Annotated in this window: 14 protein-coding genes, 1 pseudogene and 1 riboswitch; of the genes and pseudogenes, 9 read left to right on the top strand and 6 right to left on the bottom strand. The window is 41.1% G+C overall.

The window, feature by feature from the left end; genetic code table 11:
- Positions 1–566: 566 nt before the first annotated feature.
- From GJU40_RS02665 to GJU40_RS02645, 5 genes and pseudogenes are all read right to left on the bottom strand, one after another.
- Entirely contained in the window at positions 567–884 is a 318-nt protein-coding gene (locus tag GJU40_RS02665; RefSeq protein WP_154306183.1) for a DUF6241 domain-containing protein, read from the bottom strand.
- Positions 885–1,263: 379 nt separating this feature from the next.
- Positions 1,264–1,788: a GNAT family N-acetyltransferase gene (locus tag GJU40_RS02660; protein WP_154306182.1), complete on the bottom strand. Its 525-nt coding sequence runs from the start codon at positions 1,786–1,788 to the stop codon at positions 1,264–1,266.
- 65 nt (positions 1,789–1,853) lie between these two features.
- Positions 1,854–2,899: pseudogene (locus tag GJU40_RS02655) on the bottom strand (IS1595 family transposase).
- Positions 2,900–2,974: 75 nt separating this feature from the next.
- Positions 2,975–3,121, bottom strand: coding sequence for a hypothetical protein (locus tag GJU40_RS02650; protein WP_154306181.1), 147 nt, complete (start codon positions 3,119–3,121; stop codon positions 2,975–2,977).
- A gap of 806 nt (positions 3,122–3,927) precedes the next feature.
- Positions 3,928–4,794 carry a DUF1002 domain-containing protein gene (locus GJU40_RS02645; protein ID WP_425481186.1) on the bottom strand — a complete coding sequence of 289 codons (867 nt, stop codon included), beginning with the start codon at positions 4,792–4,794 and terminating at the stop codon, positions 3,928–3,930.
- 184 nt (positions 4,795–4,978) lie between these two features.
- Here GJU40_RS02645 and GJU40_RS02640 point away from each other — a divergent pair, with 184 nt between their 5' ends.
- The 6 genes from GJU40_RS02640 (at position 4,979) to GJU40_RS02615 (ending at position 9,882) form a co-directional block, all read left to right on the top strand.
- Positions 4,979–5,416: a peptidylprolyl isomerase gene (locus GJU40_RS02640; protein ID WP_154306179.1), complete on the top strand. Its 438-nt coding sequence runs from the start codon at positions 4,979–4,981 to the stop codon at positions 5,414–5,416.
- A 205-nt stretch (positions 5,417–5,621) separates the two neighbouring features.
- Positions 5,622–5,766, top strand: a riboswitch (FMN riboswitch).
- Between the two features lie 146 nt (positions 5,767–5,912).
- On the top strand, positions 5,913–7,004 hold the full coding sequence (gene ribD / locus GJU40_RS02635; protein WP_170289307.1) for a bifunctional diaminohydroxyphosphoribosylaminopyrimidine deaminase/5-amino-6-(5-phosphoribosylamino)uracil reductase RibD: 1,092 nt from the start codon (positions 5,913–5,915) through the stop codon (positions 7,002–7,004).
- Positions 7,005–7,010: 6 nt separating this feature from the next.
- On the top strand, positions 7,011–7,658 hold the full coding sequence (gene ribE, locus GJU40_RS02630; protein WP_154306178.1) for a riboflavin synthase: 648 nt from the start codon (positions 7,011–7,013) through the stop codon (positions 7,656–7,658).
- Between the two features lie 14 nt (positions 7,659–7,672).
- Positions 7,673–8,866 (top strand): bifunctional 3,4-dihydroxy-2-butanone-4-phosphate synthase/GTP cyclohydrolase II, encoded by a 1,194-nt coding sequence (locus GJU40_RS02625; protein WP_154306177.1) that lies wholly within the window; start codon positions 7,673–7,675, stop codon positions 8,864–8,866.
- Between the two features lie 20 nt (positions 8,867–8,886).
- On the top strand, positions 8,887–9,351 hold the full coding sequence (gene ribH / locus GJU40_RS02620) for a 6,7-dimethyl-8-ribityllumazine synthase (RefSeq protein WP_154306176.1): 465 nt from the start codon (positions 8,887–8,889) through the stop codon (positions 9,349–9,351).
- Between the two features lie 162 nt (positions 9,352–9,513).
- Positions 9,514–9,882: a GNAT family N-acetyltransferase gene (locus GJU40_RS02615; protein WP_154306175.1), complete on the top strand. Its 369-nt coding sequence runs from the start codon at positions 9,514–9,516 to the stop codon at positions 9,880–9,882.
- A gap of 13 nt (positions 9,883–9,895) precedes the next feature.
- Here the strand turns inward: GJU40_RS02615 and GJU40_RS02610 are convergent, their stop codons facing one another.
- The gene (locus tag GJU40_RS02610; RefSeq protein WP_154306174.1) at positions 9,896–10,423 is read right to left on the bottom strand and encodes a DUF309 domain-containing protein; all 528 of its coding nucleotides are present in this window, start codon (positions 10,421–10,423) and stop codon (positions 9,896–9,898) included.
- A 319-nt stretch (positions 10,424–10,742) separates the two neighbouring features.
- On the opposite strand from GJU40_RS02610, the gene GJU40_RS02605 reads away from it, so the two are divergent.
- The 3 genes from GJU40_RS02605 (at position 10,743) to GJU40_RS02595 (ending at position 12,848) form a co-directional block, all read left to right on the top strand.
- The gene (locus GJU40_RS02605) at positions 10,743–11,501 is read left to right on the top strand and encodes a segregation/condensation protein A (RefSeq protein WP_343031346.1); all 759 of its coding nucleotides are present in this window, start codon (positions 10,743–10,745) and stop codon (positions 11,499–11,501) included.
- The gene (scpB, locus tag GJU40_RS02600) at positions 11,485–12,075 is read left to right on the top strand and encodes an SMC-Scp complex subunit ScpB (protein WP_154306173.1); all 591 of its coding nucleotides are present in this window, start codon (positions 11,485–11,487) and stop codon (positions 12,073–12,075) included. Before GJU40_RS02605 ends, scpB begins: the two co-directional genes overlap by 17 nt.
- A gap of 284 nt (positions 12,076–12,359) precedes the next feature.
- A complete protein-coding gene (locus GJU40_RS02595) occupies positions 12,360–12,848 on the top strand; it encodes a YpuI family protein (protein ID WP_154306172.1) in 489 nt (162 codons plus the stop codon).
- Positions 12,849–12,939: the final 91 nt, after the last annotated feature.

Here is a 12,939-nt window from a genome sequence, read left to right as displayed (position 1 = left end):
CCTCGTCCCACACAGGAAAGCTCCGAAGAGAGAAACTCTCTGCGGGGCTTTTTTTGTAAGGTATTTATCCAGTGATAAATAAATCCACAAAGGCACCTGCCGCTTCGACTATGGCGAACAACGAAATGTATTTACATGTAATTGCCAGAAACGTAGCCGGGGCATTCTTCCCATACAACTGCCTGGCCTGGTTGAACAATTTACCCTTGGTCGGCAGCACGGCACACCGGTGTTGAGCGAATAATTATACCTATGGAAGCACCGGAAACTCGATTAGCTGACCAGGTAATCCTGTACAATGGTTCAATCATAGAATACAGCCATGACGGATATGTAAACCGCCTCTTAAACTTAGATATAAACGGCGGATAAACCATCGCCGCGGATGCCGGGATAAGTAATGAAGAATTTGTGTTGTACAGGAGTGCAAATAGTTAAAAATACGGTAATATAGCTGAAAATTTATTGAAAGAGATGCTTAACCATATTGCTTTGTATGTTTCTATGTGCTGCCGAACAACTGCATCATCTTAGTATTAGTTGTAAAAAAACCGACAAAGGCGGCCTCACTCAAAATGTTGTTCTATGTACTGTTGTTCTTCTTCAGGTGTGAGCAATGAAGTGGCTATGCCTATAGTACCTGACTGCAATGCCCATATATCATTGTGCGCTTTTACACTGTTGCTGTAATCTCCATCTCGCCAAGAATATAAAATATCCAAATATAAATTGGTGTGTTGAAAGTTGTCTTTATTATGCTCCACGACTTCAATTAATCTGGAAATCCTTTCAGGTGTAATTAGCAGGTGTGACCATTTATCCTGAGCTGCCACCTTTTGATGTGATAAAGCATAAATAGCTGATTGAACAGCACTTTCTGACATATTCAGTTTAAATTCTTTTGCTGCTTCTTCAGGGGCAGGTTTACGGCATCAGCCTTTTTCTTTGGCTCTGTTAAAGTTCAATGTTGATATTTATATAAAAAAACTGCACTCCCATAAAACTGGGAGTGTAGTTTGGTTTTATTGTCTTCTTCAACTAACGCTACCCGTTTGTTTAAGTGTATTACTTCACAATTTCTTGGATGAACTTAATTTTAAAGTGCTCTTTGAATGAGTTTACTCTTTCTTCGTATGTCACTGGTCACTGGCAATAGTGTTCAAAAGCAGTCTATAAACCTTCTGTTGCTTTAGCTTCGACCTATTTTTAATAGCTATTTAACTACTTCAACCACATGGGGGGTCTTTCCAAGGTATTGCAGCTTTAGCCTAAGTCCGAAAGCAGCATTCCATATATAATGCTATCTGTCCATTCACCCTTAATCCAAAAATCCTGAATGAAATGTGCTTCTTTTCTCATCCCTATACGTTCACACAATTTTTGTGATGATTTATTTCTTGCATCAAGGTTGGCTTGTATACGATGGACATTAAACTCATCAAATAACTTCCTGACTAAACCACCAACTGCTTCTGATGCGTAACCCCTTCCTGCGAATTTGTCAGAAAAGCTATAGCCAATTTCAACAGTATCTTTCATATCTGTATACCACACAGATAAATCACCTATTACTTGAGTTTGGTTTACTACAGCCAAACTTAAAGTTGTATCTTTTGTGAGTACACTGTTTTCTAACTTTTTATTGAATTTTTCCTGCATATTTTCATATGTCCATTTATCATGCAAGAGATATTTACATGTATCCTCGTTATTGTAAATATGGAATACATCTTGCAAGTCTTCACTCCGATACATCCTAATTGTTAATCTCTCAGTAAAAAATTCCAAAAAAAACTCCTCCTTCGGTTGCTTGTTAAGCTAAACTCCCCGTTAGTTGAATAAAGAAACAGCCTTTATAGAGTAAATTTAGATAATCTAAGTGTATCATATGTTTCTATATTTGGAATTAAATTCCCTTTAATTATCATATCTTTCATTGTAACTTCGTTTCGCTGATGATGGATGCCCTCTAACACTTGAAACCACGCAAGATAATTGTTCAGATACTTGGTCGCGACACCGTTAAAGCGTTGTATCCAACCTTTCAGTCGTCGGTGGTAGTTGTTGACGTTTTGGATGTGATAAAGCCCCTTTGTGCGAATTTTACCATCAGACTTGAACTGATAAATGGATATGTTCTTTTCAGTAGCATAGGTTTTAAAGGCACGCCAAGCATCGGTACATAACACATTCTCGTTGGAAAGTTTATTCCCGATGGCTTTATCTAATTGCTCTTTTGTTAATCGTCCCATTCCTAACGTTTGGGAGAATGTCACCTTCTCACGGTCTCTTGCGACCAGGACACATACCTGTTCATTGCTTATGCCGCGTTTCTTTGCGGAACCGCCCCGTTTGCGAGACTTTCTATTTTTTATCTTTCTTTGTCCTTTTTCAGAGTACAGAAAATAGGTCTCGTCCATTTCAACGATACCTTGGAATTCTGAGATTTCCATTCGTTTTAATGCCGCGAGGAGCTTATGACGCCAATAAAATAATGTGACGTGAGTAACGCCTCCAATCAACTCCGCCGATTTACGAAGCGAATACCCTTCTATCATACATTCTATGAACTTCATCCAACGATTAAGATGACGAGTTCGATATAATGCTGTATTGGTGAGGTCGGTAAACGTCCTTCGACAAGCCTTACAACGGTATCGTTGCTTCTTTACTTCTTCACCATCCGCGATAATAGGGTATTTTCCAAAACGCACAATATGTTCTGACTCGCAATCAGGATTCAACGATAACCTTCCTTATGCTTTCGTTCCGAGATTTCTTCCAGTACCGTTCCTGTTGACGATGATGCAGTAAGAGCATCGATTAAATATTCTCGTAACCGATGCTTTTCCGCTGGATTAAGTTTTTGAATGGCTTTAAGGATTTCGGTTGTTCTCACAGTCGTCACCTGCTTTTGTTTGATGACTTCATCACAGAACACTTGTTCGTTTTAAGCAAATATCAACAACAAACTTTAACAGAGCCTTTTCTTTTGAAAACCTTCCAGTTGTTCTTCTTTTGCAGTATTAGGAATAAGAATTGTATAAGAAAAATATGCCACCAATCCAAACAGTACCAAACAAACAATCACCATAACTGGATTTCTAGTTCTTCTTTTCACGTCTGTTCCCTCCAGAGAGTCTTTGATTAGCTCGACATACACTAATCCTGATCCTATAATTACCATAATGAAAACAGATTCATAAGAGTATTTATGGTAATATATTACTTTATGTTAAAATGATGATGAGATAAATTGGAGAGAAATACATGGTATTATTTATCATGTGTAACAGTTGAAAGGGGAGGGGAAAATTGTTAAAAACGGTACTAGTTGGTTTAGCATCATTTATAATTATAAGCAGCTTCCTTTTACTGATAGGACATTTGTTTGAAACTAAATACTTAAGTATTAGCATTTACGAAGAAACTTCATCCGCCCTAATAGCAGGTATGTCAGTGATACCTTACTTGCTCGGTATAATTGGCAGCTTCTTTATTGGTGTTAACTATTATAAAAGACAACATAGTCATTGACCGGGACAGTCAGCTCATTCCTCGTCCCACACAGGAAAGCTCCGAAGAGAGAAACTCTCTGCGGGGCTTTTTTTGTAAGGTATTTATCCAGTGATAAATAAATCCGGCAAGGCACAAACCATCCCCGCTGATGCCGGGGTAAGTATTAATTATACATGAGGGCAAATAAGGGGACTGTTAATAGTTTAAAACGGTAATATAATTGCAAATCCATAGTTATTTTGATCAATGATAAAGACAGTGGAGTATCAACAACTCATTTCAGCACCAACTAAAAAAACTGTAAACAAACACGATGTACACCGAGTTTATTTACAGTTTGCAGCACAGTTACTATGTCTGTGCTTTTTGTATAAGAATGAAATATCAAAATAGGTGCTTCTGCTTTTCTTATCTGAAGAAAGATACTATCGCATTCCAGAGAGCCGCAAAAAATTCTCTCAGTGATTGAAGAAAACCCTGTCCCTCTTCAGTTTTAAGGTAATTTGATATTTGATCTCTTGCTTTGTCCAGCTGCTGTCCAACAGAGTTCCAGTCAATGTTTGCGTCTTTCATTCTATTAAACAATGCAATCAAACTGTTTATCTGCTCTTCTGTTAGTGTAATCCCTAAATCAGCTGCTGCTCTTTCAATTAATTGACGGAATTCATCTTCTGTTTGCGGTATTCCATTTTTAGAAATTTCTTCTTTGATTTTTGCCATTAAAGCAGAGGCATTTTCCTGTCCAACTTCATCGCCGAGTTCAGCTGTTTTAACAAGCTCTTCATTTGCTACCTGCTTTACTTCCTCAGGTATTGCTTCGTCAGAGGAGACTTCATATGCTTTTAGCAACCCAGTCAAACCTGCTGTTCCGGAAACGGCGAAAGGTGCTGTGACCAAAATTGTGGCATCTTTCACGCCTGCTGTCATGAGGGCGTTAAGGTACATCTCGTCAGATACCCAATCAATATTCTTAGTGCTTACTTCAAGGCCTGATCCCTGTTTCTCGATCGTAATTTTGGATGAAGAAATAGCTCTTGTACCGATTGTCGCTTTTGGAACGTAATTTCCTAAATATTTATGTTCTTCACTATTTGACACCGTAATGATAAGTGGATTTTCAGGATTACCCATTTCAGAAAGAATGCTGTTTTTTTCATTCTCCTTCAGATTCTCTCCCAATGTAATAATCACGTCGCCTGGTGCTGCGTCTGCAAAGCCTGCCTGAGGAAATGCCAGGGTCAGTGCAGCTGCTAAGGCCAATATTGCTTTTTTCAATGTAATCCTCCCTTTCGCTAGTTGCAAGGTGTCATGCAACACCTTCATTATAGACTTTTCAGAACGCTCAATACCACTTTTTTTAAATAGAGACTTCAGCCGCTTGGAATTCTCTATCAGAATATAGTAGAATGAATACGTTCTGATTATTAGACGCAAAAAATACAATGGAGGTTTCATACATATGAAAAAAGCACAAATTACAATGGAAAACGGCGAAAATATTTTTATTGATCTGTTTGCAAACGAAGCACCTAACACTGTTGAGAACTTTGAGAAGCTGGCAAATGAAGGGTTCTACAACGGAGTATCATTTCACCGAGTTATCCCGGGCTTTGTATCACAAGGGGGAGACCCTACTGGGACTGGTGCAGGCGGACCTGGCTATTCCATTAAATGTGAAACAGAAGGCAACCCTCATAAGCATGAGGCGGGCTCATTGTCTATGGCGCATGCCGGAAAAGATACAGGCGGAAGCCAGTTCTTCATCGTGCACGAGCCTCAGGCGCATTTAAATGGTGTTCATACTGTTTTCGGAAAAGTAACTGAAGGACTGGATTCAGTATTGAAAATGAAAAATGGCGATGTGATGAAAGAAGTAAAAGTGTGGGATGCTGAATAGTTGAAAGTGCAGAAAGCTCGCCGAGAGGCGAGTTTTTCATTAGCTAAATGAATAAAGAGGTGTTACAATCTTGAAAAGAGCTAATTATGGGCTGTTTTTTCTCATCCTTTTGATTTCATTAGGCTGGGGATTGATTTACTGGTTATTTGTTGTGTAGTTTGCACTTACAATGTAAACTGTACAGCAAGGAAAACTGAATAGTTTGAGATTCCTTCGGGGCAGGGTGAAATTCCCAACCGGCGGTGATGGAGCGCAACGCTCCTTAGTCCGTGACCCGCAAGCTTACAGCGAGCGGTGGATTCAGTGAAACTCTGAAGCCGACAGTATAGTCTGGATGGGAGAAGGATCACATGATATGAAAGCAGGGTGTTGCTTCAGAAAAAAATCTGAAGGTTACACTCTAGTTTGCTATGAATAAAAGTGATCATCTGCTGCGCTCCGGTATAACAATCCGGGGCTTTTTGTATTGATTTTTTTTGGGAGGAGGGATTGAAACTTGGAGGACTTAAAATATATGGAGTTTGCTCTTCAGCTCGCAACGCAGGCAAGCGGCCAGACAGCTCCAAATCCAATGGTGGGAGCAGTGCTTGTCAATGATGGAGAAATTGTCGGGTTTGGGGCTCACCTAAAAGCAGGTGAACCTCATGCCGAGGTGCATGCCATTTCAATGGCCGGAGAAAAAGCAAGAGGCGCAACTCTATATGTGACGCTGGAACCCTGCAGCCATTTTGGAAAGACTCCTCCTTGTGCACATGCTGTTGCTAGAGCAGGGATACAGAAAGTAGTTGTAGCGATCCTTGATCCTAATCCGCTCGTGGCAGGAAATGGAATCAGTATTCTAAAAGATGCGGGCGTTGAGGTGGAAACTGGTTTACTCAAAGAGAAAGCAGCTGAATTGAATAAATTCTTTTTTCATTTTGTTGTAAACAAAACGCCTTATGTCACATTAAAGGCCGCTTCTACTTTGGATGGAAAAACGGCAACAGCAGCTGGCGAAAGCAAATGGATTACGGGAAAAGAGGCCAGGGAAGATGTTCACCGTCTCCGGGAACTGCACGATGCCATTTTGGTAGGGGTGAACACCGTAATTGCCGATGATCCTCAGTTAACATCCAGGAGGAGCAATCCGGTTAAGCAGCCGGTCAGAATCGTCCTTGATACAAAACTGAAAACACCTGCCTCTGCGAAACTTGTGACGGAACCTGATTCACAAACATGGATTATAACCGGCAGCGGTGCGCCTGAGGAGAAGATCAAGCTTCTGCAGCAGAACACCCATGTTTCCATCATCAAGCTGGAAACGCCCCAATTCAATATGAAAACAGTGCTCAAACTTTTGGGAGAGAGAAACATTACCTCTTTATTTGTAGAAGGGGGCGGAACTGTGCATGGAAGTTTTGTTAGAGAAGGAGTTTTTCAGGAAGCAGTTTTTTACATAGCACCGATGCTGATAGGAGGCGCTGCTGCTCCTTCCTCGGTAGGCGGGGAAGGGCTGAGCCTGTTATCTGACGCAAAAAATCTTCTGTTCAAAGAGCCGGTGATGATGGGAAAAGATTTGAAAATAACAGCTCTTCCGGGAAGGGAGTGAGAGTACATGTTTACAGGAATTATTGAAGAGGTGGGAAGAATTTCATCCATCCAGGGAAATGCAAAAGAACAAATTCTGACGATTTCAGCGCACAAAATCCTGGAGGATGTTCATCTTGGTGACAGCATATCAGTCAATGGAGTCTGCCTGACCGTAACGGGCTACACTGACAAAACATTTATAGTAGATGTGATGCCGGAAACCCTGAAAGCGACATCCTTGACCGATGCAAAAGCAGGTTCTTCGGTTAACCTGGAAAGGGCAATGGCAGCCAACGGCCGGTTTGGAGGCCACTTTGTGACAGGCCATATTGATGGGACAGGAAGAATAGTGTCCAAACAGCAGAATGCAAACGCAGTGCTGTTTGAAATTGAAGTTCCTGACAAACTGACTGATGCCTGTATTTTAAAAGGATCTGTGGCAGTTGATGGGATCAGCTTGACGATATTCGGTCTGGAGCCAGGCAGAATCTCAATATCCATTATTCCTCATACCCTTTCGGAAACGGTGCTGGGTGTCAAGGGGAAGGGAGATCTGGTGAACATAGAGTGTGACATGATTGGAAAGTATATTCAAAAAATGATGAGCACGGACCAGAGCTCCCAAACAAAACCGATGATCACACGGGGATTCCTTGAGGAGCATGGATATTAAAAGGAGGAAAAGTCATGTTTCATTCAATAGAGCAGGCAATTGAAGACTTAAAAAACGGTAAACCTGTGATAGTGGTTGACGATGAAGACCGTGAAAATGAGGGTGACTTTATAGCTCTTGGCGAAAATATCACGCCTGAAATGATCAACTTCATGATTAAGCACGGCAGAGGCTTAGTATGTACGCCAATTACTGCTGAGCTTGCAGAAAAGCTGAGTTTGTCGCCAATGGTGGATAAAAATACTGACCCGCATGGAACGGCCTTTACTGTCAGCGTTGATTACAAAACAACCAAAACTGGAATCAGTGCTTTTGAGAGGGCTGATACGATAAGAGCTTTAGTAGATGACAATGCTGTTGCAGGAGATTTTAAGAGGCCGGGCCATGTTTTTCCTCTCATTGCAAAAGAAGGCGGCGTTCTTAAAAGAGCGGGCCACACGGAAGCAGCTGTAGATTTAGCGGTGCTGGCAGGAGCGAAGCCTGTGGGTGTAATTTGTGAAATTGTAAAAGAAGACGGCACCATGGCAAGAGTGCCGGACCTTAAAGTACTGTCCGAAGAATATGGATTAAGTCTGATTACAATTAAAGACTTAATCACTTACAGAAATGCAACTGACAAGCTGATCAGCAGGGAGGTAGAAATAAAGCTTCCGACTGATTTTGGAGATTTTCGTGCTGTTGGTTATATCAGCCGCTTAGATGGAAAAGAGCATATTGCAATTGTAAAAGGCAATATTGATCCTGCCAAGCCAACGCTGGTCAGAGTGCACTCCGAATGCTTGACAGGAGACGTTTTTGGATCGCACCGCTGTGACTGCGGGCCTCAGCTTTCCGCTGCTCTTAACATCATTGAAAAAGAAGGAAGCGGCGTCCTGCTTTATTTAAAACAGGAAGGCAGAGGAATAGGCCTGATTAATAAACTGAAGGCCTACAAGCTTCAAGAAGAAGGATTGGACACCGTGCAGGCGAATGAATCGCTCGGATTCGGTGCAGATCTTCGTGAATATGGAATCGGTGCACAAATATTAAAAGATCTTGGTATCTCAGAGATCAGGCTGCTCACTAACAACCCCAGAAAGTTAGCAGGGCTGGAAGGGTATGGTCTGTCCATAGTAGAAAGGCTTCCAATCACCACAAAGGTGAAAAAGGATAATGAAAAATATTTGAAAACAAAACAGGAAAAGCTCGGCCATTATTTGCAATTTTAATAAAAAGAAGGAGTGTCGTTATGAACACAATTGAAGGAAACTTAGTTGCATCTGGATTGCGTACCGCTATTGTTGTATCAAGATTTAATGAATTTATCACAAGCAAGCTGCTTGGAGGAGCTCAAGATGCTTTGATAAGGCATGGAGCTGCAGAAGGAGATATTGATGTTATTTGGGTGCCGGGAGCATTCGAAATCCCGCTGATTGCAAAAAAACTGGCTGAATCAGGCAAGTACGATGCTGTCGTTACCCTCGGAACAGTAATCAGGGGATCTACTACTCATTATGATTATGTCTGCAATGAAGCTGCCAAAGGAATTTCAGCTGCATCACTGTCTACAGGAGTGCCTGTTATCTTTGGTATTGTAACGACAGAAAATATCGAACAGGCTATTGAAAGATCCGGCACGAAAGCAGGAAACAAAGGCTGGGAAGCGGCAGTTTCTGCAATAGAGATGGCTAATCTTCTGAAAGCCCTTCAGTAAATTTTCCAAAACAGTTTAAAAACAGCTGAAAAATGTTTATAATAATTGTGGAAGAATGTTATTTGCTTACCAACAGAAACATCAAATCAAGGACGATTGAACATGGCTTTAGCTGATCCGTCTTTCTTTACTGAAGGTTCATTTCGTTAATGAGGGGTATTTATGTTAATTCGCTATAAAAAAAGTTTCGAAAAAATTGCTATGGGCCTGCTTTCCTTTATGCCTACAGAAAAAGATTTGAAGCATCTCCAGCAGACGATGAAGAGCTATGAGGAGGATAAAGGACGCCAGTTATATTTGTGGAAACACGAAGAAGATATTATTGGTGCAATTGGAGTCCTGCATATTGACGAAGAAACCATTGAAATACAGCATATTAGTGTAAATCCTTCCCACCGTCATCAGGGTGTTGGAAAAAAGATGGTCCTGGCGTTAAAGGAACAAAACAAGGGCAAGTCGTTTATTCCGTCCAAGCATACTGAAGCATTTATTGAGCATTGTTCAGAAGAAGGCGAGCCCTTCAAGGAATAGTTGAGAGCAGAGGTTAAAGTCCTCTGCTCTCTCTTTTTTTCTTCAGCTGTTTTTCGCGCTCCTCTATCACGCTGCTTCTGTTTCGCAAACTGTGCTTGTTAATAAGAAAGGAGTTCTCTATATCACTCGCTGTCCCCCAGTGAATGTGCTTTCTCTCCGCTTCTTCCCTGCAGAGATGAAGAAGAGCGGGATCATTAATTGGCAAATCAATGCTCTTGTAGGGCAGCCCATCCTGAATATTTTTGAGCGTTTCCTTTAACAGGCTGAACAACTTCTCTTCTTCAAGCCCCAGACTGCTGACAGCATCTTTTTCCCGGCTGAGAATACGGATGGCATTAGCAAGCATCCTGGTGGCGCCGCTGCTGTTTCCCCTTCTATAATGGTAAAGGCCGACTGCAATCTGAATCAAGCCAACCAGATAACTCTTTCTTCCACCCGAAGGATCTTCCTTCCAATATTCTTCCAGTACTTCATGACATTCAAAATAATCACGGTCACCATGAAAGTGCACCAAATATGTAACGTATGGTTCAGGATACATAACTGCCTCCTTTATAACTGTATCATGGTATTTATCTTACCACACTGAGTGGCTGCTTAAAAAATAAAACCCTGTACTCGCTTGATGTGCAGCGCAAAACCAGACAACTTTTTAATGTATTTCTATTTGTGTTCTTTTGGTTAAACGCAGCTGATACGAGCACTATGCATTTACATAAATCGGAAAATTACTAACTGCCTTGCAGCGTTCATTGCTCTTATTTGCATGCCGGTAAAAATAACTATTGGACATAGGATAAGATTGTTCTATACTTAGGGTTAGCGATTTATGGGCTAAAAGGTATGATGGTGGGATAAAAGTGAAATATGAAGTAAAACTAGACGCTTTTGAAGGACCTCTGGATCTGCTCCTTCATCTAATTAACAGACTGGAAATAGACATTTATGATATACCGGTGTCTGAAATTACCGATCAATACATGTCTTATATACATACTATGCAGGTGCTGCAGCTTGACGTAGCATCTGAATATCTTGTCATGGCTGCAACCCTTCTTTCTATTAAAAGCGGCATGCTCCTTCCAAAACAGGAGGAAGAACTTTTGGAAGACTTTGAGTACGCTGAAGAAGAGGATCCAAGGGAAGAGCTGATGAGAAAACTGATCGAATACCGCAAGTACAAAGATGCAGCAAAAGACCTGCTTGCTCTGGAAGAAGAGAGTTCTTTAAGTTACACAAGACCTCCGCTCGACAGCAGCAAATTCGCAGAAATTCCTGCTGCAGAACAGCCTTTGAATGTAACACTGTACGACATGCTTGGGGCATTTCAGAAAGTTCTGCGAAGGAAGAAGCTTCAAAAACCGCTTCAAACCAGGATAACCAGACAGGAGATACCCATTGAAAAAAGAATGGAAGAAATCATCCGTGACCTGCAGACTTTAAAAGGAAGATGTCAGTTTTCAGACTTGTTTCCTCAAGATAACAAGGAATACCTTGTTGTTTCATTCCTGGCTATATTAGAGCTAATGAAAAACAATACCATCAAGATTGAACAGGAAGATAATTTTTCGGATATCTATATTGTAGGGAGAGATTTAGTGGATGGAGTTGAAGATTGAGCACTGGAAAGGGATCGTGGAGGCTCTCTTATTTGCTGCAGGAGAAGATGGGCTCTCGGTCAAACAGCTTGCAAAAGTTCTCGAGCTTGAAGAGGCAGACATACAAGCGGTTATAGGAGAGCTGAGCTATGATTATAAGCATGCTGATAGAGGGATATGCATAAAGGAAACTGCGGACATTTTTCAGCTGATTACCAAGAGGGATCATGCCATTTATTTGCAAAAGCTTGTGGAAAGCAATACCGGCAGCGCGCTTTCCCAGGCAGCGCTGGAAACTCTTGCAATTGTAGCGTACAAGCAGCCTATTACGAGAGTGGAAATAGAGGAAATCAGGGGCGTTAAGTCAGAAAGGCCTCTTCAGACTCTTACCGGCAGAATCCTCATTAAGGAAGTCGGACGGGCGGAGGGGACTGGCAGACCCATACTATATGGAACAACAAGAGAGTTTTTAGAGCATTTTGGGCTGAAAAACCTTGATGAACTTCCGCCTCTGTCTGAAGGTGAGGATAATGATGGACAGGAAGAAGCAGATTTATTTTTCGAAAGATTTCAGGAAAGCCTAGAAGATGTTTGATGATTTCTAAATATTTTCATAATATGATAAACTGATAATAGAGGAGCCCAAATCCTTCTTAAACACTCTATTATTTACTCTAAAAGCAGGTATCTGTACAGCAGCAATGGATGAAGAGAAATTTCTTCAGGCCTGGAGATTTTTCGTCATGATATCGGAGAGTCTATATAGCTTGCAGCTGATACAATCCTATTCAAAAAGAAATTGAAAAAAGAAATCTATTATTGGAAAGCCGTCATATGATAAAAAAAGAGGACTGAGCCGCCAAAAAGGAGCGTGTCAAGATGGGAAATGTAATAGTTAAAGTACAGACGGAGCAGGTAAGGGACTTTCTTAAGGGCGCACTAAGTGAACTTGAACACTTTCTAAACGAGACCACCATTACATCACTCCTGGAAGAGACAAGCGGAGAAAGAGAGTACTTTAGAGATTTGCTAAGCAACTTTAGAAGGCTTGCTGTTTTTTGCGAGGAAGGCAGGGAAGCATGTGATGTCGTGCTGAACTCAGATCCGTTTAGAAAATCAGCTGCAGAAAAAGTGCTTTATAAAATTTTCCACCAGTGCATTGAAGAGTTTTTTAATCCAAGGAACGACGTTTGGTTTGAAGACAGCCGATCTGCTTATACAGGCAAAAATTCCATCAAGTTCAGAGGAACTGTTCCCCAATCAATTATAGAGCTGATTACAAACCTTGAAGGCAAGTTTCAGTCTATTCGGGAAGAGTTGGAATATTATGAAACAGATTACCGCACAAAAATGATTCATACAAAATAAAAACACTTCAGGTGCAGCCATTGCGGCTGCTTTTTTTATTGCGTCCACAAAGAGGTCATCGTCTATTACCAGTCATATGATTCTTACAAGC

It is taken from the genome of Metabacillus lacus, assembly GCF_009674805.1.
Taxonomy (GTDB): domain Bacteria; phylum Bacillota; class Bacilli; order Bacillales; family Bacillaceae; genus Metabacillus_C; species Metabacillus_C lacus.
Note: the sequence above shows the minus strand (reverse complement) of the source record. Positions and strands in the feature narration are given on the sequence as shown.